The organism is Rhodococcus marinonascens NBRC 14363, from assembly GCF_001894885.1.
GTDB classification, from domain to species: domain Bacteria; phylum Actinomycetota; class Actinomycetes; order Mycobacteriales; family Mycobacteriaceae; genus Rhodococcus_F; species Rhodococcus_F marinonascens.
In genome coordinates this window covers 1-25384 of the sequence record NZ_BCXB01000006.1, presented here as the reverse complement: position 1 = coordinate 25384, position 25384 = coordinate 1, and the positions used below count along the sequence as shown (strand labels likewise).

Below are 25384 nucleotides of genomic sequence, written 5' to 3'. Positions count from 1 at the left end.
TTTGCCCGAGGCTGACCGATGAGTGATCTCGACCTCCGTGCCGATCCTGTCGACCTCACTGCTGCGCTGGTGGACATCCCGAGTGTCTCGCGCGACGAGTCGGCGATCGCCGATGCAGTCGAGTCGGCGTTGCGGGATCAGACCACCGGCTTCGAGATCATCCGCAACGGCAACGCCGTGCTGGCTCGAACCGACCGTGGATTGCCGGGCCGGGTGATGCTTGCCGGGCATCTCGACACCGTGCCGATCGCCGACAACGTGCCATCCCGTCGTGAGGGCGGACTCCTGCACGGGTGCGGGACGGTCGACATGAAGTCGGGCGACGCGGTGTTCCTGCATCTCGCGGCCACCGTCGAGAACCCCGTGCACGACCTCACCCTGGTGTTCTACGACTGCGAGGAGATCGCCGCGGTCCACAACGGACTCGGAAGAATCGAACGCGAGATCCCCGACTGGCTACAAGCGGACGTCGCGATCCTGGGGGAGCCGACGGGAGGCCTTATCGAAGCGGGGTGCCAGGGTACCCTGCGTGTCACCCTGACGACGCGCGGCACCCGTGCGCATTCCGCGAGATCTTGGTTGGGCGACAACGCTGTTCACCGATTCGCTCCGGTCCTGCAGCGACTGTCGGAGTACACCGCGCGCTCGGTGGATATCGACGGTTGCGTGTACCGGGAAGGCCTGTCCGCCGTCCGGATCGCCGGCGGCGTCGCCGGCAACGTCGTGCCGGATGCGGCGGAGGTGGATGTGAACTTCCGCTTCGCGCCCGACCGTAGTATCGAGCAGGCCGTCGATCACGTGCGAGGAGTATTCGCCGGACTCGAATTAGGTTTCGAGGTCACGGACCTCTCGCCGGGTGCTCTGCCCGGGTTGGGTGATCCCGCCGCTGCGACGCTGATCGAAGCAGCGGGCGGCCAGTTCCGGGCGAAGTACGGTTGGACGGACGTCTCGCGGTTCTCCGCTCTGGGTATCGCGGCCGTCAACTATGGTCCTGGCGACCCGAACCTGGCGCACAAGCGCGACGAGCACGTCCCTGTCCAGCAAATCACCGATGTGGCGACGGTTCTTCGTTCCTACCTGACCGCGCCAGTCTGACACCGGCGACCCGATAGCCTGGGGTGCATGGCACCCGAGGAGAAGTCTCACGCCCGGAAGTCTTCATCCGTGAAGCATCGAGGTCCGGTGCAATTGAGGCGCGCCCGTAAGGACGAGGGCACCACCACCGACGAGAGGTTGCTCGACGAGCGCGATCCGACCGACTGGGTGCATACCGACCCCTGGCGCGTTTTGCGGATCCAGAGCGAGTTCATCGAAGGTTTCGGTACGCTCGCCGAGGTCCCGCGGGCGGTCGCGGTCTTCGGTTCCGCACGCACGCCGGTCGACCACCCGGACTACGCAGCGGGCAGGGCACTGGGTGCAAGCCTTGCCAAGGCTGGGTACGCCGTCATCACCGGCGGCGGCCCCGGTGCCATGGAGGCCGCCAACCGAGGCGCCAGCGAATCTGGTGGCTACTCCATTGGCCTGGGTATCGAATTGCCGTTCGAGGAAGGGCTCAACGAATGGGTCGACCTCGGCATCAACTTCCGATACTTCTTCGCTCGAAAGACGATGTTCGTGAAGTACTCGCAAGCTTTTATCTGTCTCCCTGGCGGGTTCGGGACGCTCGACGAGTTGTTCGAGGCATTGACTCTGGTGCAGACGCGCAAGGTCACCCGGTTTCCGATCATCCTGTTCGGCCAGGAATACTGGTCCCCGCTCGTGGACTGGATTCGAGGCACCCTCGAGCGCAGCGGGAAGATCTCGCAAGAGGACGTCGATCTACTGCACGTCACAGACGACATAGAGGAAGCCGTACAGATCGTCGTGAAGGCGCAGCAGGGCGTTGACGAGGCCGTACTGATGGGCACGGAGGACAAGTAGTGAACCCGGAAGATATTTCGCTGCAACCATTTTCGGTGTGTGTCTATTGCGCCTCCGGCCCCGTCGACGAGTGGTTTCTGGAACTCGCGGGCCAGGTGGGTACCGAAATCGGTAAGCGTGGTTGGCAACTGGTCTCCGGCGGTGGCAACGTCTCGATGATGGGCGCGGTGGCCCAAGCCGCCCGCGCCGAGGGCGCGATGACTGTCGGGGTTATCCCGAAGGCTCTGGTGCACTTCGAGGTCGCCGACGTTGATGCCGACGAATTGTTGGTCACGGACACCATGCGCGAGCGCAAGATGATCATGGAGGACAGGGCGGACGCCTTCGTTGCGCTCCCCGGCGGCATCGGCACCCTCGAAGAACTCTTCGAGACGTGGACCGCAGGGTATCTCGGAATACACGAGAAGCCCATCGTCCTCCTCGATCCGCAGGGGCACTACAACGGTCTGCTGAACTGGCTCGACGGACTCCGGGGCGGCGGATTCGTGTCGCAGCACGCCCTGGACAGACTGCTCGTCCGGACCGACGTCGGGGCCGCGCTCGACGCCTGCGCACCCTGAGGCAGGGTAGCGGATCGGGTCGTGACGCTGGCTTATTACCATGCAGTAGGGTGATCTGACTCATACTGCGGTCCTGAGGGGGATGTCATGCGTTCTGAAGCGCGTTCCACGATCAGCCTGGTCGATCTCGCCCGGCGGTTGCCGGCCATGATCCCGGAGTTGCCGAGCATGGCGAAGGCCGTCCGCGGACTGATCCGGACTCCCGATGCGAAGGAGTCGATTGGGCTCGTGTTCCAGGACGCTGCCGCCGCACATCCGCGCCGTACGTTCTTGAGGTTCGAGGGCAAGTCGCTGAGCTACCGGGCCGCCAACGTCCGGGTGAACCGCTACGCTCACGTGCTTGCCGATCTCGGGGTGTCCCGGGGCGACGTTGTCGGGATCCTGGGTAAGAACTCACCCGAGACACTCCTCATCGCCCTGGCTGTGGTCAAACTCGGTGCCGCGGCGGGAATGCTGAATCACAACCAGCGCGGGGACGTGCTCGCACACAGTATTTCGCTGCTCGACAGCGAAGTGCTCGTGGTGTCCGAGGCATGCGGTGAAGCGATGGACTCGCTCGATGGTCCTCCCGGCTCGTCCTCGGTGCTGTACTACGAAGATCTGGACCTACTCGCGGAGACCGCCGGGGTGGACAACCCCGAGGTGTGCAAACAGATCCAGGCAAGGGAGAGCGCCTTCTACATCTTCACCTCCGGCACCACGGGATTGCCCAAGGCCAGCCGGATGAGTCACTACCGGTGGCTCAAGAGCATGGCCGGACTCGGCAGCATGGGAGTACGACTGCGGTCCGACGACACCCTCTACTGCTGCCTGCCGCTCTATCACAACAACGCACTGACCGTGTCGCTGTCTGCGGTGCTTGCGTCGGGTGCGACACTCGCGGTGGGCAAGCAGTTCTCGGCGTCCAAGTTTTGGGCCGACGTGGAACTGAACCAGGCGACCGCATTCACCTATATCGGTGAGTTGTGCCGCTACTTGCTGAACCAGCCCGAGAGGCTCGGCGACCGCCACAATTCGGTCCGGCTGGTGGTCGGGAACGGGCTCCGTCCGGAAATCTGGTCCGAGTTCACCACTCGATTCGGGATCTCGCGGGTGGCCGAGTTCTATGGCGCCAGCGAGTGCAACATCGCGTTCGTGAACGCCCTGAACGTCGACAGGACGGCAGGGATCTGCCCGCTGCCGCACGCGGTGGTCGAGTACGACGAGGAGAACGGGTCGCCCAGGCGGCACTCCGACGGCAGGCTTCGAAAGGTGCGGACCGGCGAGGTCGGGTTGTTGCTGGCGAAGGTCACCGATCGGACGCCGTTCGACGGGTACACGGACGCTGAGGCCACCGACAAGAAACTCGTCCGCGACGCCTTCGACGCAGGCGACTGCTGGTTCGACACCGGAGACCTGGTTCGCCGCCAGGGATGGTCGCACGTCGCATTCGTCGACAGACTCGGCGACACATTCCGCTGGAAGGGGGAGAACGTCGCGACCACCGAGGTCGAGGGCGTCCTTCTCGCTCACCCCGCGGTCGAGAACGCCGCCGTCTACGGAGTCGAGATTCCAGGGGCCGACGGCCGCGCCGGAATGGCCGCAGTGATGCTGCACGAGAACGAGACGTTCGACGGTGTGGATGTGGCGGCGCTCCTGTTCCGCCGACTGCCGTCGTACGCGGTGCCGCTCTTCGTCCGTATCGTCGCGTCGTTGGAACAGACGTCGACGTTCAAGAGCCGAAAAGTGGAACTGCGCAAGGAAGGTTACGACATCGAGGACACCGAGACGTTGCACGTGCTGTCAGGGCGTCGTGAAGGCTACCGGCAGTCGTACGAAGGCTACGTCGACGAGGTGGTGAAGGGGGCGCTCCCCAAGGGCTGATGCGGCACCCGGCGGTGACCGACGAGGGCTGATGCGGCACCCGGCGGTGGCCGACGGGTCGGGATACCAGCTGCGTGCCAATATTGGGGCATGGCCGAGAGACACCCACCGCCCGAACTCGACTGTCCACCGTCCACGCTCTGCGGGCGACCCGTGGCGGTCGATCGTGCACTCGTGATGGCCATCGTGAACCGGACACCCGACTCGTTCTACGACCGCGGTGCCACGTTCACCGATTCCGCCGCGATGACGGCGGTCGAGCGTGCAGTGGCGGAGGGCGCCGACCTCGTCGACATCGGCGGTGTGAAGGCGGGACCCGGCGATGTAGTCGACTCGGCCGAAGAGACCCGGCGAGTGGTGCCGTTCGTGGCCGCGATCCGCGAGCGATTTCCGGAGTTGCTCATCAGCGTCGATACCTGGCGCAGCGACGTTGCCCGGCTGGCGCGCGCCGAGGGCGCAGACCTGATTAACGACACATGGGCGGGTGCCGATCCGGCGCTGGTTGAGGTGGCCGCCGAAACGGGCGCGGGCATCGTCTGCTCGCACACTGGGGGAGCCGTCCCACGGACCCGTCCGTTTCGCGTGCGTTACCCCGACATCGTCGCCGCCGTGCTTGAGGACGTAGTGGCGGCGGCCGAGAATGCGGCCAGTCTGGGAGTGCCTGCCGACTCGATTCTCATCGATCCGACCCACGATTTCGGGAAGAACACGTATCACGGACTCGAGTTGTTGCGCCGAGTAGGAGATCTTGTGAACACGGGTTGGCCGGTGCTCATGGCCCTGAGTAACAAGGACTTCGTCGGGGAGACTCTGGGTGTCGATCTCGTCGAGCGGCTGGAGGGCACATTGGCAGCGACTGCAATGGCCGCCGCCGGAGGCGCCCGCGTCTTCCGTGTGCACGAGGTTGCCCCGACGCGCCGGGTGGTGGACATGGTGGCCGCGATTCAAGGCAGGCGCCCACCGCTGCGCACGGTGCGGGGGTTGGCATGACCGGCATGGGAGCACAAGCGGGCCGCACGATGCTGGCAGGGGAGCGAACTCCTCTCACCTGGGCGGCGGCGAACAGTTGGGATCAGCCTTCCTGGAGCATCGCCGAACTCGAGCGAGCGAAGGCAGGACGGACGGTGTCGGTGGTCCTGCCTGCGCTCGACGAGGAGGACACGGTTGCCGGGGTGGTTGACACCGTTCACCCGTTGCTCGGGGGCCTCGTCGACGAGTTGATCGTGCTCGACTCCGGTTCGACGGATCTGACGGCGGAACGTGCGCGAGCGGCGGGCGCGACCGTGATCAGCCGGGAACAGGCGGTGCCGACGTTCCCGCCGGTGGAAGGCAAGGGCGAGGTGTTGTGGCGATCTGTCGCCGCGTGCACCGGCGACCTGATCGTCTTTGTCGACGCGGATCTGATCAACCCTGATCCGGCGTTCGTTCCGAAGCTTCTCGGACCGCTGCTGACCGTCGACGGTATCCACCTCGTGAAGGGCTACTACCGCCGTCCCCTCCGACTGGGTGGTACGGAGGACGCCAACGGCGGCGGGCGCGTTACCGAGTTGGTGGCGCGCCCGATGCTGGCGTCTCTGCGGCCCGAGTTGACGAGCGTGCTGCAGCCCCTGGGCGGTGAGTACGCGGGTACTCGGGAGTTGCTGTCATCGATTCCTTTCGCCCCCGGCTACGGCGTTGAGATCGGACTGCTACTCGACACCTACCACCGCTTGGGTCTCGGCGCGATCGGCCAGGTCAACCTCGGTGTGCGCAAGCACCGCAACCGTCCGCTGTCCGAACTCGGGGTGATGAGCAGGCAGATCATCGGCACGATGATGCGCCGCTGCGGTGTACCGGACTCCGGTGCGGGTCTGACCCAGTTCTCGGTGGACGGCGACTCCTTCATCCCGACGACGACGGAGGTCGCGCTGGCTGACCGTCCGCCGATGAATACGGTGCGCCCCTGACCCCGTCGCTGTGCGACCTGGTTGTTGCCGCGCGACCACTGCTCGTCGACGTTGTCGGATGCTCGTGACAGGATCGGAGCATGGTGACAGCCCTGCTCTATCTGCTTGTGATGGCGTTGGTCGGTGCGATGCTGTTTCTCGCAGCAAGTGCAGTCTTCGGTCGTTCCGAGGAACTCGAGCCGCTCCCGCCGGGCACCACGCTCACGGCCCTGCCCGCCGAGGGCGTGACGGGTGCCGACGTCGAGGCGTTGCGATTCCAGCAGACTCTGCGGGGGTACAAGGCGAGCGAGGTCGACTGGGCGCTGTCGCAGCTTGGCCACGAAATCGATTCGCTGCGTGAGCAGTTGGCGACGATCGCCGACCGATCTGATCGTCCGGGTGACGCGCAGTGACGGGATCCGACGGTCGCGTGCGGTGCGGGTGGGCCATCGATACGGACGGTTCTCGGCTGTACCGCGACTACCATGACGACGAGTGGGGTCGCCCTCTGCACGGACGTGACGAGTTGTATGAGCGATTGTGCCTCGAAGCATTCCAGTCGGGACTGTCGTGGATCACGATCCTGCGTAAACGTGCCGCGTTCCGTGCCGCGTTCGCTGGTTTCGATCCGGAGGCCGTCGCGCGGTACACGGAAGCGGACGTGGAGCGACTGCTCGCGGACGCGTCGATCGTGCGGAACCGGGCGAAGATCGAAGCTTCGGTGACCAACGCGCGGGCGGTTCTGGAGTTGTCGGACACCGACCTGGACACCCTACTGTGGTCGTTCGCTCCACCGCCGCGCACAAGCAGGCTTGCGACCATGAACAATGTGCCGGCCACGACTGAGGAGTCCGCATCGATGGCGAAGGAATTGAAGCGCCGAGGCTTCAAGTTCGTGGGTCCTACAACTGCCTATGCGCTCATGCAGGCGACCGGGATGGTCGACGACCATGTGGCCGACTGCTGGGTCCCGACCACTCGCTGAACTGACGTGGATCCGGCTAATCGTGACTCAGGTTACCGATATTCCGGTCCATAGGGAAGAATGGACATCACAAGCCTCGCCGAGTGTTGGCGGGGTACCAACATTTGTCGAGGCGCAAGTAGCAGCGCAGATCTGGAGGGAGCAGAGGATGGCGGCCATGAAGCCCCGGACCGGAGACGGTCCCCTCGAAGCAACCAAAGAGGGACGAGGAATCGTCATGCGGGTTCCCCTCGAAGGTGGTGGACGTCTGGTTGTCGAGCTCACCCCAGAGGAAGCTGCTGCACTCGGTGAAGAGCTCAAGGGCGTCACTAGCTAGCCGAGTACGGAAAACCTCGCGGGACAGGCCCCGTCGCCGTTCTCGGCGCGGGGCCTGTGCCGTGTCCGAAACCGAGAGGTGAACGTTCGTGCTGTCCGACGTGACCGATCTGCTGGCCTGCCCTCAGTGCCAGGCGCGCGTGGAACTGGACGAGGGCGCCATCCTCTGCGACATCGGCCACAGCTTCGACGTGGCCCGTCAGGGCTACGTGAGTCTGATGACAGGGGCCGGCGGTAAGTTCGACGGAGACAGCACCGAAATGATTGCCGCACGTGCGGACTTCCTCGGCAGCGGCAGATTCGACCCGTTAATGGACGCTGTGGCCGGCGCGGTTGCGTCGGGTGCAGAACCGGACGGAGATCTTCGGATCATGGAGATCGGCGCGGGTACGGGTCACTATCTGGCGAGGGTTCTCGATGCCGTCCCGTCCGGTCGTGGAATCGGACTCGACGTGTCGAAGTATGCGGCTCGCCGGATCGCCCGGGCGCATCCGCGCGCGGGAGCGGTGGTTGCAGACGCGTGGCAGCACCTGCCGGTACGCGACCATGTGCTCAGCCATGTGTTGTGTGTGTTCGCGCCGCGCAACGCCGACGAGGCGCACCGGGTGCTGTCGCAGCGTGGCTCCCTGGTGGTGCTCACTCCCACGGATCGACACCTCGGTGAGTTGGTGGAACTTCTCGGCATGGTCCGTGTAGACGACCGAAAGGTCGAGCGACTCGGGGCGGCGATGTCCGGGAGGTTCGAGCGCACCGCCCACGTGGCGGCGGAGTACCCGATGTCGTTGTCGCACCTGGACGTGACGCGCCTGGTCGGGATGGGACCGTCCGCGCGGCACCTCACCCCGGACCGCGTCGCGGCCTCGATCGCGGCGTTGCCGCAGCAGTCTCCGGTTACTGCGTCGGTGACGGTGGCCACCTACACCCGGCTCTGAACGGCTCTGACGGCTCCGAGGGCGACGCTCAGCGGCGGGACAATGCGTCTTGGTAGACGTCGAGGGTTTGCTGCGCGACAGCTGCCCAGGAGAAGTCGGCGATCGCTCGCGCACGCCCGGCTTGGCCCATGGCTGTGGCGGTGGCGACATCGGAGGCAATTGCGTTGACCGCCTCGGCAAGCGACTGTTCGAACGCCTCGGGTTCATAGGAGTTGTAGTGCACCAGACGGCCGGTGACGCCATCCTGCACCACCTCGGGGATGCCGCCGACGTCGGACGCCACGACCGCGGTCTCACAGGCCATGGCCTCGAGGTTTACGATGCCCAGCGGTTCGTATACCGACGGGCAGACGAAAACAGTTGCAGCCGACAGCAGTTCCCGCACCTGTTCGGTGGGGAGCATTTCCCGGACCCAGAACACGTTGCCGCGATGTGCGGCGAGGTCGGCGACCGCACTCTCCGTCTCGGCGGCGATCTCGGGGGTGTCGGGTGCGCCTGCACACAGGACCAACTGGATGTCGGGCGAGAAATGGTGTGTGGCGGCGATCAGGTGGCTGACGCCCTTCTGCCGGGTGATGCGCCCGACGAATGCCACCACCGGTTTGCCTGGATCGATGCCGATCCTCGCCAGGGTGGACTGCCCCGCGGCTGCAGGCCCGGCATGCCAGACGGATGTGTCGATTCCGTTGCGCACCACGTGAACCCGGCACGGGTCGATAAATGGATATGCGTCGAGGACGTCGAGTCGCATCCCCGCGCTCACGGCGATCACGGCGTCGGCGTGTTCCATCGCGTTGCGTTCGGACCACGAGGAGATGCGGTAGCCACCGCCGAGTTGTTCGGCCTTCCATGGTCTTCGCGGTTCGAGGGAGTGTGCGGTGAGGACGTGGGGCACGTCGTACAGCGCGGCCGCCAGGTGACCGGCCAGGCCGGTATACCAAGTGTGGGAGTGCACGACGTCGGCGCCGACTGCGGCATCGGCCATGTGCAACTCGGCGGACAAAGTCGCGATTGCGGGATTGGCACTCGTCAGCGCCGGATCCGGTGCGTGTACCGCTGCATCGGCGCGTGGAGCACCCATACAGTGCACGTCCACCTTGCACAATTGCTTCAACTGAGCAATCAGTTCGGTGACGTGCACACCCGCACCGCCATAGATCTCCGGTGGATATTCCTTGGTCATCATTGCCACCCGCACGCGCTCAACGTTACCGTCCGAGCTGATTCCCGCCACCGCTCGCGAACAGCGTGGGACTCCGGAGAAACATTGACTGGGTGCTTTGCTGGCGGGAGATGGGGTCGCCGGATAGGTTGGCAGGGTGAGGAGCCAGCCACATGTGCTTGGAATCGTGCTCGCCGGCGGCGAGGGCAAACGTCTCTATCCGCTGACGGCGGACAGAGCGAAGCCTGCGGTGCCGTTCGGAGGCGCCTACCGCTTGATCGATTTCGTGCTCAGTAATTTGGTCAATGCGGGGTATCTCCGTCTGTGCGTTCTGACCCAGTACAAGTCGCACTCGTTGGACCGCCACATTTCTCAGACGTGGCGTCTGTCCGGGTTCGCGGGGGAGTACATCACTCCCGTTCCCGCGCAGCAGCGTCTTGGACCGCGTTGGTACACCGGCAGTGCCGACGCGATCCTGCAATCGCTGAACCTCGTGTACGACGAGGACCCCGAGTACATCGTTGTGTTCGGCGCCGACCATGTGTATCGGATGGACCCTGAGCAAATGGTTCGGCACCACATCGATTCGGGTGCCGGAGTGACGGTGGCCGGCATCCGCGTCCCGCGCAGCGAGGCGTTTGCGTTCGGGTGCATAGACAGCGACGAATCCGGCCGTATCGTCCAGTTCCTCGAGAAGCCGGCCCATCCGCCGGGAACCCCGGATGACCCCAATGCGACGTTCGCGTCGATGGGTAACTACGTGTTCACCACCAAGGTGCTCGTCGACGCCATCAGGGCCGACTCGGAGAACTCCGACTCCGACCACGACATGGGCGGCGACATCATTCCTGCGCTCGTCGAGGCGGGCGCCGCGTCGGTATACGACTTCAAAGACAACGTTGTCCCCGGGGCCACCGATCGCGACCGAGGGTACTGGCGGGACGTGGGAACGCTCGACGCGTTCTACGACGCCCACATGGACCTCGTCTCGGTCCATCCGATCTTCAACCTGTATAACCGTCGCTGGCCGATCCGCGGTGCGGCCGAGAACCTGGCGCCCGCCAAGTTCGTGAAGGGCGGACTCGCTCAGGAATCGGTGGTCGGGGCCGGGTGCATCCTGTCCGCGGCGACCGTGCGCAACTCCGTTCTCAGCTCCAACGTCATGATCGACGACGGTGCCACCGTGGAGGGCAGCGTCCTCATGCCGGGTGTGCGCATAGGCAAGGGGGCGGTGGTGCGCCGCGCCATCCTCGACAAGAATGTGGTCGTCGGCGACGGCGAGATCATCGGCGTCGACCTCGAGCGCGACAGGCAACGCTTCGCGATCAGCAACGGCGGAGTCGTAGCCATCGGCAAGGGTGTGTGGATCTAGTTCGAGAGTCTCGGGGCCTGACGCGCAGAGCTTGGACGCTCAGAGCTTGGACGCGCAGAGCATGCCGTCGCCGATCGGCAGGAACACACGAATCAACTGCTCGTCCCCGGCAAGAGCCTTGGCGGCCTCTCGGACCGCGACGGTCGTGGCGTCACGCATGCTCGGATCCACCACGCGACCTCCGTGTAGGGCGTTGTGCAGCACGATGACGCCGCCTGGACGCAGGAGTCGGACGCCCTCGCGCACGTAGTGCGGGTGGTCGACGGGTGCGCCGTCCACGAAGACCAGATCGTATGCTTCGTCGGCGAGTCGCGGCAGGACGTCGAGTGCCCGGCCGTTGATGAGCCGGGTCCGGGCTGCGGCGATTTCGTTGGCCCGGAACGACTGCTTCGCAGCCCGCTGGTGTTCGGGCTCGCTATCGATCGTGGTGAGGACGCCGTCCTCGCGCATACCGCGGAGTAGCCACAAGCTGCTCACACCGGCGCCGGTTCCGATCTCGACGACCGTCTTGGCGTCCAGCATGCGGGCGAACAAGGCGAGAGCAGCGCCGACCGCTGGAGGCACCGGTGCGGCGCCGAGGTCGTCCGCCCGTTCCCTGGCCGCACTCAGGGCCTCGTCTTCACCGACAGCCCCTTCGGCGTGGGTGAGTATCCGTTCGGCGTTAGTCTGCACGCTCATGAGGCTATCGGGTCTCGTCATCACCTATGCGAGGCGCGCTCGACGATAATGCGGCGACCACTTTGTCCGAATTCTCAGGAGTATCTCAGCCTGCTCACACGGCACGCATATCGCAATGGGACAGAGTGGGTCGGACGTCAGACCAGTAAGGCCACCTGACGGGGAGATCGCGCTGACCGAGCAGAACTCCGAGAGTTTGGGAACAAATCCCGGCCTCGGTGCGTTAACGCTCACACAACGTCCTGCGATCTGCGGTCCTGAGTAGAAGGATCCTTCTGATTCGAATGAACAACCACACGATGGTTCCAGCCGAGAACAACACCGATCAGCAGGTGTCGAACGCCGAGCTGACAGGCACCGCAGTGTTCGACGCCACCGGCGAAGAGTCGGCGATGCCGTCGTGGGACGAACTCGTCCGCGAACACGGCGACCGCGTCTACCGATTGGCCTACCGGTTGTCCGGCGATGCTCAGGACGCTGAGGATCTCACTCAGGACACGTTCATCCGGGTGTTTCGTTCTCTGTCCGACTACCAGCCCGGGACGTTCGAGGGCTGGTTGCACCGCATCACCACCAATCTGTTCCTCGACATGGTCCGACGACGCAACCGGATCCGCATGGAAGCACTGCCAGAGGACTACGACCGGGTTCCCTCCGACCGCCCGAACCCTGAGGAGATCTACCACGACGCCCGCCTCGACGCGGATCTGCAGGCAGCACTCGACTCGTTGGCGCCGGAGTTTCGCGCCGCGGTCGTACTGTGTGACATCGAAGGTCTGTCATATGAGGAGATCGGTGCCACACTGGGTGTGAAACTCGGAACCGTACGTAGCCGGATCCACCGTGGCAGGCAGGCTCTGCGTGATCATCTAGCGGTGAACGGAAGGGTTGACTCCGATCAGATCGGCGTCGGGTAGCTATCAGGAGGGACGAATGACGCAGGGGCACGTATCTCGCCAATTCGGCTCCACTGAGCACTTGGCGAGTGAGGCGATTGCCGCCTACGTCGACGGCGAACTCGGCATGTCCGCCTATCTCCGCGCAGCCCACCATCTGTCGATCTGCCCGGAGTGTGTGTTCGATGTCGATGCTCAGCAGCAGGCGCGACGTGCACTGCGCGGTGGCGGCGACGTCGCAATGCCCTCGGGCCTCCTGGGTCTGCTGAGTCAGATTCCCACTCAGGGTGATCCCGGCGACAATTCCCCGTTCGACGGACACACTCTCGACGCGCCGGTCACGAGCCAGTATTCGATCACGAGCCGTCTCTGGTCTCGGCGTTGGCGCCGTTGAGCGCATTCCGGGCAAGGGCGGCGGTATTCGCGTTCGCCGAGTCATCGGTGATACTGGGGCATGTGACTGACGCACATGAGGGGGGCACGACAGCGTGACGGCGGATTACAGGAATTCGGATTCCGGTGCGGCTGGGTCCGAGGCTCCCACAGCGGAAACCTCAGGCGCTTTGCGCCCGCACGACGCACCCCGGCTCGATCCCCGACCCGTCTATAGGCCGAGAATCGAGGCAGCGTTCAGTCGGGTGTTCGGCCGCCCCGGCGGCGTCACCGGCTCCTTCGCTCCGCCGGATGTCAGACGTACGGACGAACCCCGCGTCCAGATCGGTCCGCCCGACCCCCTGCTCGCCGAGGCCTTCGGTCGTCCCGAGGGCGATACCGACACTATCCAGCGCGATCCCCGCGGCGTGGCCGCGCCCCGGGTGGACACGGCTCCGCCCACCGATCCCTGGCGTGATCCCGAAGCGGGGGTGGAACTCGGCTCGCCCGCACTTCACACCGAGGAGCGTTCGCGGCCGGTCGCTTCCGTCATCAGCGCGCGGGAAGTCTTGTTCGGCGGCAAGGTCGCGCCGAAGGCACTCGTCGTACTGGGCGCAGTCGCACTGGCTATCGGTCTCGTTGGTGGTCTTCTCGCCGCCGTGGTCACGGCCGATCGCAGTTCGCTCACCAGTCGGAGCGTCACTCTCGTTCAGGGCGGCGGCGAGGACCTCGGACAGTCCGCAGTCGCGCGGGTCGCGGATGCTGTCCTGCCTGCCGTGGTATCCATCCAGGTGGCGATCGGTGATCAGGGCAGTACCGGTTCGGGTGTCGTCATCGACGGCGCCGGCTACATCGTCACCAACAATCACGTCATCTCCGCTGCGGCCACTGCGCCCGACGGTGGCAAGATTCAGGTGATCTTCTCGGACGGGACCAAAGTAGAGGCGCAGATCGTCGGCCGCGACCCTAAGACGGATCTGGCTGTTCTCAAGGTCTCCGCCGACAACCTGACGGTCGCGCAACTCGGCAAGTCCGGCGATGTGCAGGTAGGTGAGGATGTCGTCGCCGTCGGATCGCCTCTCGGACTCAGCAAGACCGTCACCCGCGGCATCGTCAGCGCCCTGCACCGGCCGCTGCGACTGTCCGGCGAGGGTTCCGACACGAACGCCGTGATCGACGCCGTCCAGACGGACGCCGCCATCAACCACGGCAACTCTGGTGGCGCGCTCGTGGACGACACGGGCCGGGTGATCGGCATCAACACGGCCATGCTCAGCGAGTCGGGAGGATCAGTCGGCCTCGGCTTTGCGATTCCCATCGACGACGTGACAACCGTCGCGCAGACCCTCATTCGAGATGGGCAGATGCATCACCCGGAAATCGGGGTCAACGCCCGTACCGTGGTCAACGACAACACCAGCGGCGCCCAGGTGGCCAACGTGCACACGGGCAGCCCGGCCGCGCAGGCAAGGATCGTCGAGAACGACGTGATCATCAAGGTCGGCGACCGTATGGTCACCAGTGCCGACGAACTCGTCGTCGCCATCAACCTGCAGACGATCGGCGAGCCCGTCACGGTTCAACTGATCCGGCAAGGCAGAACCGTGGACGTTGACGTCACCCCGGTTTCCGATTGAAACGAGAGGCTGTTGTGAAATTTAGATCGCTTTTTCCCCTGGGCACGAACCCTACCGGCACAGTAAGCTGACCACGTGTTCGGCAACATTGGTTGGGGCGAGTTCATGGTCCTCTTCGTCGCAGCTCTGGTCATCTTGGGACCGGAGCGGCTTCCGGGTGCGGTCACTTGGGTAACGAGATCGCTGAAGCAGGTCCGTGAGTATGCGACCGGCGCAAGCCAGCAACTCAAGGATGAACTCGGTCCGGAATTCGACGACCTCCGCAAGCCGCTGGCAGATCTCAATCAGCTACGTGGGATGTCGCCGCGTACCGTCATCACCAAACATCTCCTCGACGGTGACGATTCGATCTTGACCGGCAACTTCGACAAGCCGAGTGGCGGCACGATCAAGAAGACTCCCGGGACCAAGGCCGTGAGCGCCGACCCCTCCACTCCCACCGCCCCGCAGAACAAGCCGCTGACGGCAGGCGAGCGCCCCCCTATCGACCTCGACGCCACCTAGGTCAGAGACGCCATCTAGGTCAGCGCCGCGTAGGTCAGAGGTGGCGGGTGGTGTCGATCCCCAACGACATTCCGGCAAGTCCGCGCTTGCGCACGGCCAGTTTGTCCGCGACCTCGCGTAGTGCCGTCGCGGCCGGAGAATCCGGATGGCCGAGAACGATGGGAAGTCCACCGTCTCCGCCCTCACGGACCGCTTGCTCCAATGGGATCTGGCCGAGAAGCGGCACCTTCGCGCCGACGGCTTTTGTGAGGCGGTCGGCGACAGCCTGCCCGCCGCCGGAACCGAAGATGTCCATCCGAGTACCGTCCGGCAGATCCATCCACGACATGTTCTCCACGACGCCGACGATGCGCTGACGGGTCTGCAGTGCGATGGCGCCCGCGCGCTCGGCCACCTCGGCCGCTGCTTGCTGCGGGGTGGTGACGACGAGGATCTCCGCGCCCGGGATCAGTTGCGCGACGGAGATCGCGACGTCGCCGGTGCCGGGGGGCAGGTCGAGCAGCAGGATGTCGAGGTCGCCCCAGAAGACATCGGCGAGGAACTGTTGCAGCGCTCGGTGCAGCATCGGTCCACGCCACACAACCGGGGTATTGCCTTGCGTGAACTGGGCGATGGAGATCATCTTCACATCGTGTCCGACGGGAGGCATGATCATTCGTTCCACCTGCGTGGGCTTGGCGTCGGTGCCGAGCATGCGAGGTACGGAGTGTCCGTAGATGTCGGCGTCGAGCACGCCGACCGACAGTCCGCGGGAGGCCAGTGCGACGGCGACGTTGACGGTGATGCTCGACTTGCCGACGCCACCCTTGCCGGACGCGACCGCGTATACGCGGGTCAGCGAGCCTGGTTGAGCGAAGGGGATCACAGGTTCGGCCGAGTCCCCGCGCAGCGATTTCCGGAGTTCGGTGCGCTGTTCGTCGCTCATCACGTCGAGTTCGACGCGGATAGCGCCCGCTCCGGGAACGTCCGCCACTGCTTTGGTGACGCGGTCGGTGATCTCGGTCCGCATCGGACAGCCTGCGGTGGTCAGGTAGATCGCGATGTCGACGCTGTCGTCGTCGGCGATGTCGATGCTCTTGACCATCCCGAGTTCGGTGATCGGCTTCCGGATTTCGGGATCCTGGACGCGCGACAGTGCGCTACGTACAGAGGACTCGCTCAGGACTGACATGTATCAATGGTAAGGATGAATGCTCAGTGGATGCTCGGCAGGTCCGAGGCCACGGGAGTGATACCGCTCGCGTATCCGGCGGACCAGGCCAATACGTTCGCTACGTAGGCGGACGAGTTGTTGTAGCGGTACACAGCCTCGGCTGCCTGAATCGGATCGCGAACGTCCAATTCGCCGTCGCACAGGTACTTGCCAGTGGTGAGGGCGGAATCGAACAGGTTCTGCGGATCTGCGACGCCGTCACCGTTGCCGTCGGCAGCGTAGCGAGTCCACGTCTCGGGCAGGAACTGTGTCGGTCCGACCGCTCGGTCGTAGTCAGGATCGCCGTCCAGTGCGCCGCCGTCGGTGTCGGGGATGACGCTGTTTCCGGCGAGCGAACCGTCGAGAAGCGGGCCGAGGACGGGAACGAGCATGTCGCCGTTGTGGTCGGTCTCGCCGTCGTAGGCATGGGTGGACTCGACGCGCCCGATTCCTGCGATGAGTGTCCAATACATGTTGCAACCGGGTTGTCCGACCGCGAGAACGCGCTCCGCGTTCTGGTATGCCGCAACGTTGACGACCGGGATGCCGAGGGCGCCCTGTGCGACGCTCGTCGGCAGTGGAGGAGTGGCCTGTACGGGCGGTGATGCCACCGGGGCCGGGGTCTGCTCCACCGTGAACACGGATTCGGCGGCCGCCTCACCGGTGGTGCTCCCAGTGGTGGCGGCGTCGGCAGGGTGGGGGATGGCCTGTGCCGACCCGGACACGGAACTCTTGGTGCGGAACGGGAACTCCGGTGCGGCGCCTGTTGCGGTGGCAGCGGTGACAAGCCCGACGGGGACGAGCACGGTGAGCGAGATGACCGAGTTGCGACGGTTCCGGGAATCCGCCTTCTTGTTGTGCCGTCCCATTCGAGTGCCTCCTGCGACCCCGTCAGGGGTGTTCCGTTCGATTTGCGGAACCGAGGCTACCCGATCTGATATCAAATTGTTATCTAACCGTGATTAGAGGGTTTGCGCGTGGGGAAGGACTTCTTCGGCGCGGTCCGACGGTTGAGTTCCTGAGTGGGATGAACTACCGGGGTGCCCCGGAGGCGGCGGCGGGGGCGGGAACCACGAGTTCGGGGGAAGCGGGTGCAGGTTCGGTCGGCGGACAAAAAATCAGACATGGCAACTGCGGCAGCACGGGAAGGCCGGGAAACCCGGGATTCAGGAGCGCAGGAGGAGGCGGCGTTGGAGGAGGGGCGGAATCGGGTGTGGACGGCGTCGTCGCGAGATCGTCGGCGAGATCAGATTCCTCCGCGGCAATGTCGGTCAGTTGACCCGGAGACGGAGTTTGACCGTTCTTGTAGGCGTTCGACCAGGTGATGACATCTGACACGTAGGCGGCCGAGTTGTTGTAGCGGAGCACCGCCCCAGCCTTCTGACGTGCATCGCGGAGGTCGAGTCCACCCGAGCACAGGTACCGGCCCGCCGCCAGCGAAGAGTCGAACACGTTGTTGGGATCGCTCACACCATCCGCGTTCCCGTCCGACGCGTACTTGGCCCACGTTGACGGAATGAACTGCATCGGACCGACTGCACGATCGTGCAGAGGATCCCCGTCCATGGCACCGCCGTCGGTGTCGCGGATGACCGCGTTTCCGGCCAGTCGTCCGTCGAGAACAGGCCCCAGGATCGGGGTGAGTGTGGTGCCGATCGAGTCGGTCCGGCCGCCCCCGGCATGGCCCGATTCGACGCGGCCGATACCCGCCAGCAGATGCCAAGGCAGCCCGCAACGCGGAATCTCCGCCATCATCACGAGTTCGGCGGCCCGGTAGGCGTTGAGTTCGATCTCCGGTATGCCGAGGGCACTCAGGATAACGGGCGCCGCGATGAGCCCTGAACCGAACGCGGAGTTGGGCGAGACGGGGCTTGTCGCGATTGGTACAGGCGGCGGGGGGGCTGCGCGTTGTGACCTAACGACCCGAGGCGTCGGTGCCAGCAGTCTCGACGGCGGGAGGTACGCGGCGTGTTGTGCGGTTCCGAGCGTGTCTGTGGCCGACGTGACAGCCATCCTTCCGACGGAGGACACCAGGACGGTCGTGCCTGTCCGCGAGTCGTCGATCGAAGAACTGCCGGACGAAGAACCGAGAGTGGCGACAGCGCCCGCCGTGAGGACTGCCAGCATCAACGGTCCACGAATCCGCACTCGACCACCCCCTGCGGCGCTGTTCGCCTGCACGCGTCTTACATTCGAGAAGATGTGAGTGACGTTACCTATGCGTGATTGTCGCTGCCGGAGTTTGCGTGGACTGGCAGACGCTCATTGGCGTCGGTTGCGGATGGCGTCATCGTCGGCCAGCAGGATCCTGATCTCGTCGAGTTCGCGCCTCAGGTAGTCGCGGGTGGCGACCTCGCCGATTGCGATGCGCAGGGCGGCAAGTTCCCGCGCCAGGAACTCGGTGTCCGCCTTCGTCTGTTCGGCTCGTGAGCGGTCTTCCTCGAGGGAGACGCGGTCGCGGTTCTCCTGGCGGTTCTGGGCCAGCAGGATCAACGGAGCGGCGTAGGCGGCCTGGGTGGAGAAGGCCAGGTTCAGAAGGATGAACGGGTACGGGTCCCACTGCAGGTTGATGGCGAAGATGTTGAGGGCCACCCAAATAATGACGATTATCGTCTGGATCATCAGGTAGCGTCCGGTGCCCAGGAAGCGTGCGAACCTCTCGCTGGCTCGACCGACCGCCTCGACGTCGTAGGTGAGCCGGAAGCGGTGAGTTCCGCGGGGCGTGTCGAGGCGCTGCCGGTCGGAAAGGTTGCGGGCTGCCGCGCTGGGTGCCTTCTCGCTCATTGGTCGATCTCCTCTTCTCGCCAGTCCTCTGGGAGGAGATGGTCCAGGACGTCGTCGACGGTGACTGCGCCGATCAAGTGGCCCTCGTCGTCGACGACCGGCCCGCACACAAGGTTGTAGCTCGCGAAATACCGCGTGACCGAGGCCAGCGAGTCGTCAGCCGCGAGGCGGGGCAGGCCTGTGTCGAGCAAGCCACCGACCAGGCTGGCCGGTGGCTCCCGCAGAAGTTTCTGCAGGTGGACGCAGCCGAGATAGCGGCCCGTCGGCGTGGCGGTCGGCGGCCGGACCACGAACACCATGCTCGCCAGCGCGGGGGTGACGTCGGAATTGCGGGCCCGTGCCAGAGCCTCCGCCACAGTGGTGGAAGCGGTCAGTACCACGGGTTCGGGGGTCATCAGGCCACCGGCCGTGTCGGGTGAGTGCTCGAGAAGCCGGCGGACCGGTTCGGAGTCCTGCGGGTCCATCAACTGCAGCAGCGACTCGGCTTCAGGTTCGGGTAGTTCGCCGAGGAGGTCGGCGGCGTCGTCGGGATCCATGGCCTCGAGGAGGTCGGCGGCCCGTTCCACCTCGAGGTGCATGAGTAGATCGGTCTGATCGTCGGCGGGCAGTTCCTGGACCACGTCGGCGAGTCGTTCGTCGTCGAGGGCGACCGCGAGTTCGTGCCTGCGCTTGTCGGGCAGTTCGCGCATCGCGTTGGCCACATCTACCGGCCGCATGTCCTCGTATTGCAGCAGCAGTGCCGCGACGCCCTGCCCCGGCATCGACAGATCCGTCGGGGTGAGCCCCTGTACGTGCTGCCAATCCACGATATGGATGGCCGTGCGCCTGCCGAGACGCCCTCGGTGCCTGCGTACGGCTACTTTCGACACCACCCAGTCGCGGCTGCGGGTGAGTTCGATTCCGAGGTCGACCACAACAGTGTCGGCTCCATGCAGTTCCTCCATGTCCGGGTCGTCCACGCGCACGCGGGAATCGAGTACCTGCGCGAGCACTAGAACCTCACCCGGACGCTGAGTGAACCGCCGCAGGCTGACGTTGCCCGTCGTAAGTGTCACCGAACCCGGTTCGACCGCCGTGACGCGCAGCATGGGAACGAAGATGCGTTTGCGCGTGAATAATTCGATGACCAGTCCGAGTACCCGGGGTTGCTGACGGCCGATGCGGGCGGTGACGACTACGTCCCGCACCCGGCCGATCGACTCGCCGTCGGGGCCGAGCACCACCAGGCCGGCCAGCCTGGCTGCAAATACCTTGTTCGCAGCTGCCATGATTGTCAGGCTAATTCCTCGAACGGAGATTCCGGCAATCGAGCACCTGTGAAAGTGGAGGATCGTCTGTCATGAGTTCTGTGTACAGGCCACGGCGATCGGTTCTCGCGGTTCCGGGCAGCAGTCGCAAGATGATCGACAAAGCCAAGGGGTTACCCGCGGACGAGATCTTTCTCGACCTGGAGGACGCGGTGGCGCCGCTCGCCAAGCAGGAGGCCCGCGCCACGGTGGCCGATGCCCTCGCCGAGGACGGGTGGGGAGACCAGATCAAGGTGGTGCGGGTCAACGACTGGACTACCGAGTGGACCTACGCCGACGTCGTAGAGGTCGTCGGGCGCGCCGGTGCCGACCTCGACGCAATCCTCTTGCCAAAAGTGCCGGACGCCAGCCATGTTCAGGCTCTTGACCTGTTGCTGACCCAAATCGAGAAGGCCAACGGACTCGAGGTCGGTCGGATCGGCATCGAGCCCCAGATCGAAAATGCGATCGGGCTCACCAACATCGACGCGATCGCGACGGCAAGCCCGCGCGTGCAGACCCTGGTGTTCGGTCCGGCCGATTTCATGGCGAGCATCAACATGCGCACACTCGTCGTCGGTGAGCAACCGGACGGGTACGACCGAGGTGATGCCTACCACCACATCTTGATGACGATTCTGCTGGCTGCCCGCGCGCACCGAGTGCAGGCCATCGACGGTCCCTACCTGCAGATTCGTGACATCGAGGCATTCCGGCGCTCGGCCCAGCGCACCGCAGCACTTGGCTTCGACGGAAAGTGGGTGCTGCATCCCACTCAGATCGAGGCCGCCAACGAAGTGTTCAGCCCCCGACAGGGCGACTACGACCGGGCTGAACTGATCCTGGACGCGTACGAGTTCCACACTTCCGCGGCCGGTGGCGGTCGCGGCGCGGTGATGCTCGGTGACGAGATGATCGACGAGGCGAGCAGGAAGATGGCGCTTGTGATCTCCGCCAAGGGACGCGCAGCGGGGATGAAGAGGAACACGGATTTCGTACGGCCTGACGCGGGCTAGCCGCGGCAGGCAGAATGGTTCTCACAGGACCGGTCCTGAAAGAATTACACAAGGAGATCAGGCTACGATGACGAATCCACTCGGACAGTCCAGCGGGGCGCGGCGTGGGGCACTGCCGGAACCCCCCACAGGCTGGCCCATCGGTTCGTACCCAACGTACGCGGAGGCGCAGCGCGCCGTCGACTACCTCTCCGATCAGGAGTTCTCGGTAGAGGACGTCACCATCGTCGGTGTGAACCTCATGCAGGTCGAGCGCGTCCTCGGGCGTCTTACCTGGGCGAAAGTTATTGGTGGAGGCATTGTTTCGGGCGCATGGCTTGGCGTGTTCTTCGGTCTGCTGCTGGGCATCGTCACGGGCGGGTTCGTGGCGCCGCTGGCAGTGGGCATTGTCGGCGGCATCATCTTCGGGCTGATCTCCACCTTGATCCCGTATGCGGCGACGCGGGGGACCCGGGACTTCGCGTCCACGATGCAACTGGTCGCGGGGCGTTACGACGTGCTGTGCGAGCCGAAGTCGGCAGAGACCGCCAGGGACATGCTGGCCAGGCTGGCGCTCTGATCTGCACCGTTACAACGCACTGTCGTTCTCTCGTATGGGGGTGGTGTTCGCGCCGCCGAGGCCACTGACAGTGCCCCATTCGGCGGCGAGAACGGTCGCGTGGACCTCATCTTCTTCCTCGTGGGAGGGGGTGCGGATCAGGCGGGTGATGCCGAAGAGTGGGAGCAGACCGGCCAGTGCGGAGGCAACCGCGCCGACGATGAACGCGATGACATAGGCGGATTCGGTAGGGATGTCGGTTCCGGTCAGGGTGATGCCGGCGAGAAGGGTCGCCAGCAGGGCGCTGGCGAATGAACTGCCCACGGATCGGGCGATGGAGTTGATGCTGTTCGCGACGCCGGTCTCTTCCTGGCGGACCTCCGCGACAAGCAGCGACGGAAGCGACGCGTACGCCAGACTGATGTACGTATTGACCAGCAGGACTGCGGTGATCACTTCCCAGGTGCGGTCGTGGGCGAGAATGAACAGCGTGAACCCGGCAACGCCGATGACGCTCGCGGCAATGAGGACAACCCGGGAACCGAAGCGGTGGATCAGCCTTCCGCTGAGAATCGATGCGATCACCCCGCTGATAGCACCCGGGAGCAGGTACACGGCGGCGGCCTCGAGTACTGTGGCCCCGAATCCGTATCCCGCGATTTCGCGTGGGGTCTGCACGAAATACGAACTGCCCAGAAACATCACGAACAGCGACATGCCGACGACGAGCGCGGCGAGGTGGGTGACGAGCACCGGCGGGCTGGTAAGCAGTCGGGGCGCAACGAGCGGATCTGCGGTCTCGCGTTCATAGAGGAACCAGCCGACGAGGACCAGGATTCCGGCGAGGCCGCTGCCGATTGTGACCGGCGAGGCCCAGCCCCAGGTGCCGCCTTCGGCGAGCGGCAGCAGAACGAGAACGAGGCCGACGGCTAGGCCGACCGCGCCGATCCAGTCGATGGAACCCGCGCCGCTGCGCGGTCGTCGGGGGATCGCGAACCAGACGAGGACGAGTCCGACCGCAGTGATGGCGGAGGAGAGCCAGAAGACCCGGTGGAAGTCGGCTCCGTCGGAGACCAGAACGCCGGTGAGGACAATACCGAAGCACCCGCCGAAACCGAGAGTGCCGGAGAGTATCCCCATTGCACCGGTCAGCTTTGCCGGGGGGAGTTCGTCACGCAGGACGGCGATGCCGATGGGGAACAGTGCGAACGAGACTCCCTGCAGCACGCGGGCAAAAATCAGCACACCCATGGACGTCGAGAGCGCGCCAATGACCGACCCCAACAGCGCAACCGTGAGCACACCGAGCAGGACCGGTCGTTTGCCGTGCAGATCCGCGAGCCGGCCCAGGACGGGCGTCGCGGTGGCGGCGGCGAGGAGGTTTGCGGTGAGGAGCCATCCCACCGCGGTGGGGCCGACCCCGAGCTGCGTTCCGATGGTCCCGACGATCGGCACCACCAGCGTCTGGAGAACGGCGACAATCATTACGGCGAAGCACATGACGGGTAGGAGCCCTTTGGCCGCGGGTTTCGATCCGATGGCCAATGGGTCCTCCTGTAGTGGGTTCTGAACGTCGTGCCAGGGCAACACGGTACTGGGGCGAACTAACGAAGGGTGGTAGCGGTGGGGTCTGGGCGCATGTCAAACCGGGCGTTGGGGCGCGCGACGCCGGCACACCAGTCGTTGCTCACTCGTTCGGGAGGGTAACTGTCTGCCGATCTGCGTCGGTAGCTGACGTGGGATCGGGGACGGAAGTTGGCTGAGCATGAGTGCGTCACCGCAGCACTCGACATGCTGGCGCATTCTTGCGCTACCCACACTCCGTGGCAACGCGGAACGAACGAGAATTCGAACGGGTTGTTTGCGGCAGTATCTGCGCAAGAATGCTGACCTGCGCGCTTTCACCCAGGGCGACCTGGACATGATCACGGCTAGACTCAATAGTCGACCTCGCCGGGAACTCGACGTCGCTCGGATCGTGAAGTATTGGGTGAGTACAGTTTCGGGCCGAATGCGACATTGCCCCGCGTCATCTGACGATCTGTGAATGCGGAATCTCGAATTCAATCGCTACCCGTTTATGGGCATTTCTGGCTGTTCACGATTCAGAGTGCGTTGATTCGTTCCTGAAGCTGTCCGGAGTGGATCAGTGACCGCAAGATGTGGTGGTCGAGGTTGCGGAATCCTAGGGCGATACCACGCAGGTGTTCGAGGCGCCCGTTGATGGCCTCGACGGGTCCGTTGGAGACGCCGACGTCGAAGTAGGCGAGGATCTCGTGGCGGCGTCGCCACAGGCTGCGGCCGAGCTGGGCGAGTTCTTCGAGTCCTTTCGGCAGCCCGGTTCGGATTCGTGTGAGGCACTTGAACATCGTCAGCTTCCCGGCGCGGCGGTTCGGGCTGTCGTAGGCGGCGATGAGGTCCTGATAGCACCAGGCGGTGACCTCGACCGCGACGTGCGCGTCATCGGCCGCGAGGGTCGCGGCGAGCTTCGTCCTCTGTTGTCGGTGAGCAGCCCGCTTCGGGTCAGCAGAATCCGGCGGATCCCGTACAGCGGATCACCGGACCGGCCCCGATGCCCGCACGTGTCCTGCTGGATCCGTTGCCGGCACACGGTGAGTTTCTCGGCGGCCAGGTGCACCACATGGAACGGGTCCAAAACCGCCCGCGCCGCGGGCAGCGACGTCGCTGTGGCGGTGCGGTAGCCGGTGAACCCGTCCATCACCACCACCCGCACCCGGTCCCGGAACCGCTGGTCACGGGCGTCGAGCCAGCCGGTGAGCACGGCCGCGGAGCGCCCTGCCACCATGTCGAGCAACCGGGCCGGGCCGGTGCCGTCGATCACCGCCGGTCAGGTCGACGGTACCGGTCACGAACCCGGGATCGCCGCGGCCGCGGCAATGTTTCCACTTGTGCTCATCGACCCCCAGATGGCGCACATCGTCGAGGTGACCGGGCCGGTCGAAGACGATCCCGCGGGTCAGCGACACCGCCAACGCGTTCACCGTATTCCACCCCAGCCCGAGCGCTCGGGCGACCGCGGACACCGACATCTTGTCGATCGCGAGACGTTGCAGAATCCAGCGGGCACACCGCCGAGTCGTCGTAGCCGTCGGGGCGGCGACCCGGTCGATGCGCTGCCGGAAGACCCTCACCTCACAGTCATCGTTGACGTAGGTGAACCGGGGCAGGCGCACCCGCAGCCGGGTCGGATGCCCCACCACCGGCAGATCCGTCAACACCCGGTCGACGTGATCGCGCAGTCGCCCTGCCTGACCGCACACCGGGCACGTCGGATCCGTCTCGACCGGCCGGTATTCGATGTGGGTCATAGCCTCGGCGATCGCGGCGCCGGTGATCGTCACCCCCAACTCGACGGTGCGGCAGATGGTGTCGGCGACAAGGCCGGTAGTGTCAGTGATGGGTCCTGCGGTGGTCTCGGATGCGGTA

General features: G+C 65.1%; 25 protein-coding genes and 1 pseudogene. 17 read left to right on the top strand and 9 right to left on the bottom strand.

The annotated features are described in order from the left end of the window. The first annotated feature begins 18 nt into the window (after positions 1-18). The 10 genes from dapE (at position 19) to RM2_RS06285 (ending at position 8500) form a co-directional block, all read left to right on the top strand. A complete protein-coding gene (dapE, locus tag RM2_RS06330; RefSeq protein WP_072687994.1) occupies positions 19-1095 on the top strand; it encodes a succinyl-diaminopimelate desuccinylase in 1077 nt (358 codons plus the stop codon). A 27-nt stretch (positions 1096-1122) separates the two neighbouring features. Continuing rightward, the gene (locus RM2_RS06325) at positions 1123-1920 is read left to right on the top strand and encodes an LOG family protein (protein ID WP_072687993.1); all 798 of its coding nucleotides are present in this window, start codon (positions 1123-1125) and stop codon (positions 1918-1920) included. Then, the gene (log, locus tag RM2_RS06320; protein WP_072687992.1) at positions 1920-2480 is read left to right on the top strand and encodes a cytokinin riboside 5'-monophosphate phosphoribohydrolase; all 561 of its coding nucleotides are present in this window, start codon (positions 1920-1922) and stop codon (positions 2478-2480) included. The genes RM2_RS06325 and log overlap by 1 nt, the downstream gene beginning before the upstream one ends. Before the next feature lie 87 nt (positions 2481-2567). Continuing rightward, a complete protein-coding gene (locus tag RM2_RS06315) occupies positions 2568-4343 on the top strand; it encodes a long-chain-acyl-CoA synthetase (RefSeq protein ID WP_072687991.1) in 1776 nt (591 codons plus the stop codon). 90 nt (positions 4344-4433) lie between these two features. Next, positions 4434-5333 (top strand): dihydropteroate synthase, encoded by a 900-nt coding sequence (gene folP / locus RM2_RS06310; protein WP_072687990.1) that lies wholly within the window; start codon positions 4434-4436, stop codon positions 5331-5333. A 5-nt stretch (positions 5334-5338) separates the two neighbouring features. After that, positions 5339-6289, top strand: coding sequence for a glucosyl-3-phosphoglycerate synthase (locus tag RM2_RS06305; RefSeq protein ID WP_072688138.1), 951 nt, complete (start codon positions 5339-5341; stop codon positions 6287-6289). Between the two features lie 80 nt (positions 6290-6369). Further along, positions 6370-6681: a DivIVA domain-containing protein gene (locus tag RM2_RS06300; protein ID WP_072687989.1), complete on the top strand. Its 312-nt coding sequence runs from the start codon at positions 6370-6372 to the stop codon at positions 6679-6681. Then, a complete protein-coding gene (locus RM2_RS06295; RefSeq protein WP_072687988.1) occupies positions 6678-7253 on the top strand; it encodes a DNA-3-methyladenine glycosylase I in 576 nt (191 codons plus the stop codon). Before RM2_RS06300 ends, RM2_RS06295 begins: the two co-directional genes overlap by 4 nt. A 148-nt stretch (positions 7254-7401) precedes the next feature. Further along, positions 7402-7569, top strand: a complete 168-nt coding sequence (locus tag RM2_RS06290; protein WP_003936084.1) for a DUF3117 domain-containing protein — start codon at positions 7402-7404, stop codon at positions 7567-7569. An 88-nt stretch (positions 7570-7657) separates the two neighbouring features. Further along, a complete protein-coding gene (locus tag RM2_RS06285) occupies positions 7658-8500 on the top strand; it encodes a putative RNA methyltransferase (RefSeq protein ID WP_072687987.1) in 843 nt (280 codons plus the stop codon). Between the two features lie 28 nt (positions 8501-8528). On the opposite strand, the gene glgA is transcribed toward RM2_RS06285, so the two are convergent. Next, positions 8529-9698, bottom strand: coding sequence for a glycogen synthase (gene glgA / locus RM2_RS06280; protein ID WP_072688137.1), 1170 nt, complete (start codon positions 9696-9698; stop codon positions 8529-8531). Between the two features lie 121 nt (positions 9699-9819). Between glgA and glgC the strand changes: the two genes are divergently transcribed. Continuing rightward, positions 9820-11034: a glucose-1-phosphate adenylyltransferase gene (glgC, locus tag RM2_RS06275; protein ID WP_072687986.1), complete on the top strand. Its 1215-nt coding sequence runs from the start codon at positions 9820-9822 to the stop codon at positions 11032-11034. Between the two features lie 39 nt (positions 11035-11073). Here the strand turns inward: glgC and RM2_RS06270 are convergent, their stop codons facing one another. Continuing rightward, complete coding sequence (locus RM2_RS06270) at positions 11074-11712, bottom strand: O-methyltransferase (protein WP_072687985.1); 639 nt, start codon at positions 11710-11712, stop codon at positions 11074-11076. 284 nt (positions 11713-11996) lie between these two features. Between RM2_RS06270 and sigE the strand changes: the two genes are divergently transcribed. The 4 genes from sigE to tatB all read left to right on the top strand — a co-directional run bounded on the left by sigE (position 11997) and on the right by tatB (position 15121). Further along, entirely contained in the window at positions 11997-12629 is a 633-nt protein-coding gene (gene sigE / locus RM2_RS06265; RefSeq protein ID WP_072687984.1) for an RNA polymerase sigma factor SigE, read from the top strand. A gap of 16 nt (positions 12630-12645) precedes the next feature. After that, positions 12646-13002 (top strand): zf-HC2 domain-containing protein, encoded by a 357-nt coding sequence (locus RM2_RS06260; protein ID WP_072687983.1) that lies wholly within the window; start codon positions 12646-12648, stop codon positions 13000-13002. Positions 13003-13096: 94 nt separating this feature from the next. Beyond that, positions 13097-14617 (top strand): S1C family serine protease, encoded by a 1521-nt coding sequence (locus tag RM2_RS06255; RefSeq protein ID WP_072687982.1) that lies wholly within the window; start codon positions 13097-13099, stop codon positions 14615-14617. Positions 14618-14692: 75 nt separating this feature from the next. Continuing rightward, positions 14693-15121: a Sec-independent protein translocase protein TatB gene (gene tatB / locus RM2_RS06250; RefSeq protein ID WP_072687981.1), complete on the top strand. Its 429-nt coding sequence runs from the start codon at positions 14693-14695 to the stop codon at positions 15119-15121. A gap of 34 nt (positions 15122-15155) precedes the next feature. On the opposite strand, the gene RM2_RS06245 is transcribed toward tatB, so the two are convergent. The 5 genes from RM2_RS06245 to RM2_RS06225 form a co-directional block, all read right to left on the bottom strand. Further along, the gene (locus RM2_RS06245) at positions 15156-16292 is read right to left on the bottom strand and encodes an Mrp/NBP35 family ATP-binding protein (RefSeq protein WP_072687980.1); all 1137 of its coding nucleotides are present in this window, start codon (positions 16290-16292) and stop codon (positions 15156-15158) included. A gap of 23 nt (positions 16293-16315) precedes the next feature. Then, entirely contained in the window at positions 16316-17182 is an 867-nt protein-coding gene (locus RM2_RS06240) for a lytic transglycosylase domain-containing protein (RefSeq protein ID WP_072687979.1), read from the bottom strand. A gap of 163 nt (positions 17183-17345) precedes the next feature. Then, entirely contained in the window at positions 17346-18461 is a 1116-nt protein-coding gene (locus RM2_RS06235; RefSeq protein WP_072688136.1) for a lytic transglycosylase domain-containing protein, read from the bottom strand. A gap of 114 nt (positions 18462-18575) precedes the next feature. Next, on the bottom strand, positions 18576-19097 hold the full coding sequence (locus RM2_RS06230) for a DUF1003 domain-containing protein (protein ID WP_072687978.1): 522 nt from the start codon (positions 19095-19097) through the stop codon (positions 18576-18578). Next, the gene (locus tag RM2_RS06225; RefSeq protein ID WP_072687977.1) at positions 19094-20365 is read right to left on the bottom strand and encodes a magnesium transporter MgtE N-terminal domain-containing protein; all 1272 of its coding nucleotides are present in this window, start codon (positions 20363-20365) and stop codon (positions 19094-19096) included. The genes RM2_RS06230 and RM2_RS06225 overlap by 4 nt, the downstream gene beginning before the upstream one ends. A gap of 71 nt (positions 20366-20436) precedes the next feature. Here RM2_RS06225 and RM2_RS06220 point away from each other — a divergent pair, with 71 nt between their 5' ends. Both RM2_RS06220 and RM2_RS06215 read left to right on the top strand, forming a co-directional pair. Further along, positions 20437-21399 carry an HpcH/HpaI aldolase/citrate lyase family protein gene (locus RM2_RS06220; protein WP_072687976.1) on the top strand — a complete coding sequence of 321 codons (963 nt, stop codon included), beginning with the start codon at positions 20437-20439 and terminating at the stop codon, positions 21397-21399. 67 nt (positions 21400-21466) lie between these two features. After that, positions 21467-21958, top strand: a complete 492-nt coding sequence (locus tag RM2_RS06215) for a general stress protein (RefSeq protein ID WP_072687975.1) — start codon at positions 21467-21469, stop codon at positions 21956-21958. A 9-nt stretch (positions 21959-21967) separates the two neighbouring features. Here the strand turns inward: RM2_RS06215 and RM2_RS06210 are convergent, their stop codons facing one another. Next, complete coding sequence (locus RM2_RS06210) at positions 21968-23482, bottom strand: MFS transporter (RefSeq protein WP_072688135.1); 1515 nt, start codon at positions 23480-23482, stop codon at positions 21968-21970. A gap of 560 nt (positions 23483-24042) precedes the next feature. Further along, a pseudogene (locus RM2_RS06205) lies at positions 24043-25356 on the bottom strand (ISL3 family transposase). Between the last annotated feature and the right edge of the window lie 28 nt (positions 25357-25384).

Excerpts from the sequence above, each read along its gene's own strand:
- RM2_RS06270 (WP_072687985.1), bottom strand. The coding sequence starts at position 11,712 with ATGAGCGTGCAGACTAACGCCGAACGGATACTCACCCACGCCGAAGGG.
- RM2_RS06290 (WP_003936084.1), top strand. The coding sequence starts at position 7,402 with ATGGCGGCCATGAAGCCCCGGACCGGAGACGGTCCCCTCGAAGCAACC.
- RM2_RS06215 (WP_072687975.1), top strand. The coding sequence starts at position 21,467 with ATGACGAATCCACTCGGACAGTCCAGCGGGGCGCGGCGTGGGGCACTG.
- RM2_RS06220 (WP_072687976.1), top strand. The coding sequence starts at position 20,437 with ATGAGTTCTGTGTACAGGCCACGGCGATCGGTTCTCGCGGTTCCGGGC.
- RM2_RS06260 (WP_072687983.1), top strand. The coding sequence starts at position 12,646 with ATGACGCAGGGGCACGTATCTCGCCAATTCGGCTCCACTGAGCACTTG.
- dapE (WP_072687994.1), top strand. The coding sequence starts at position 19 with ATGAGTGATCTCGACCTCCGTGCCGATCCTGTCGACCTCACTGCTGCG.
- folP (WP_072687990.1), top strand. The coding sequence starts at position 4,434 with ATGGCCGAGAGACACCCACCGCCCGAACTCGACTGTCCACCGTCCACG.
- RM2_RS06225 (WP_072687977.1), bottom strand. The coding sequence starts at position 20,365 with ATGGCAGCTGCGAACAAGGTATTTGCAGCCAGGCTGGCCGGCCTGGTG.
- RM2_RS06315 (WP_072687991.1), top strand. The coding sequence starts at position 2,568 with ATGCGTTCTGAAGCGCGTTCCACGATCAGCCTGGTCGATCTCGCCCGG.
- RM2_RS06245 (WP_072687980.1), bottom strand. The coding sequence starts at position 16,292 with ATGTCAGTCCTGAGCGAGTCCTCTGTACGTAGCGCACTGTCGCGCGTC.
- sigE (WP_072687984.1), top strand. The coding sequence starts at position 11,997 with ATGAACAACCACACGATGGTTCCAGCCGAGAACAACACCGATCAGCAG.
- RM2_RS06325 (WP_072687993.1), top strand. The coding sequence starts at position 1,123 with ATGGCACCCGAGGAGAAGTCTCACGCCCGGAAGTCTTCATCCGTGAAG.
- RM2_RS06240 (WP_072687979.1), bottom strand. The coding sequence starts at position 17,182 with ATGGGACGGCACAACAAGAAGGCGGATTCCCGGAACCGTCGCAACTCG.
- RM2_RS06230 (WP_072687978.1), bottom strand. The coding sequence starts at position 19,097 with ATGAGCGAGAAGGCACCCAGCGCGGCAGCCCGCAACCTTTCCGACCGG.
- RM2_RS06300 (WP_072687989.1), top strand. The coding sequence starts at position 6,370 with ATGGTGACAGCCCTGCTCTATCTGCTTGTGATGGCGTTGGTCGGTGCG.
- RM2_RS06305 (WP_072688138.1), top strand. The coding sequence starts at position 5,339 with ATGGGAGCACAAGCGGGCCGCACGATGCTGGCAGGGGAGCGAACTCCT.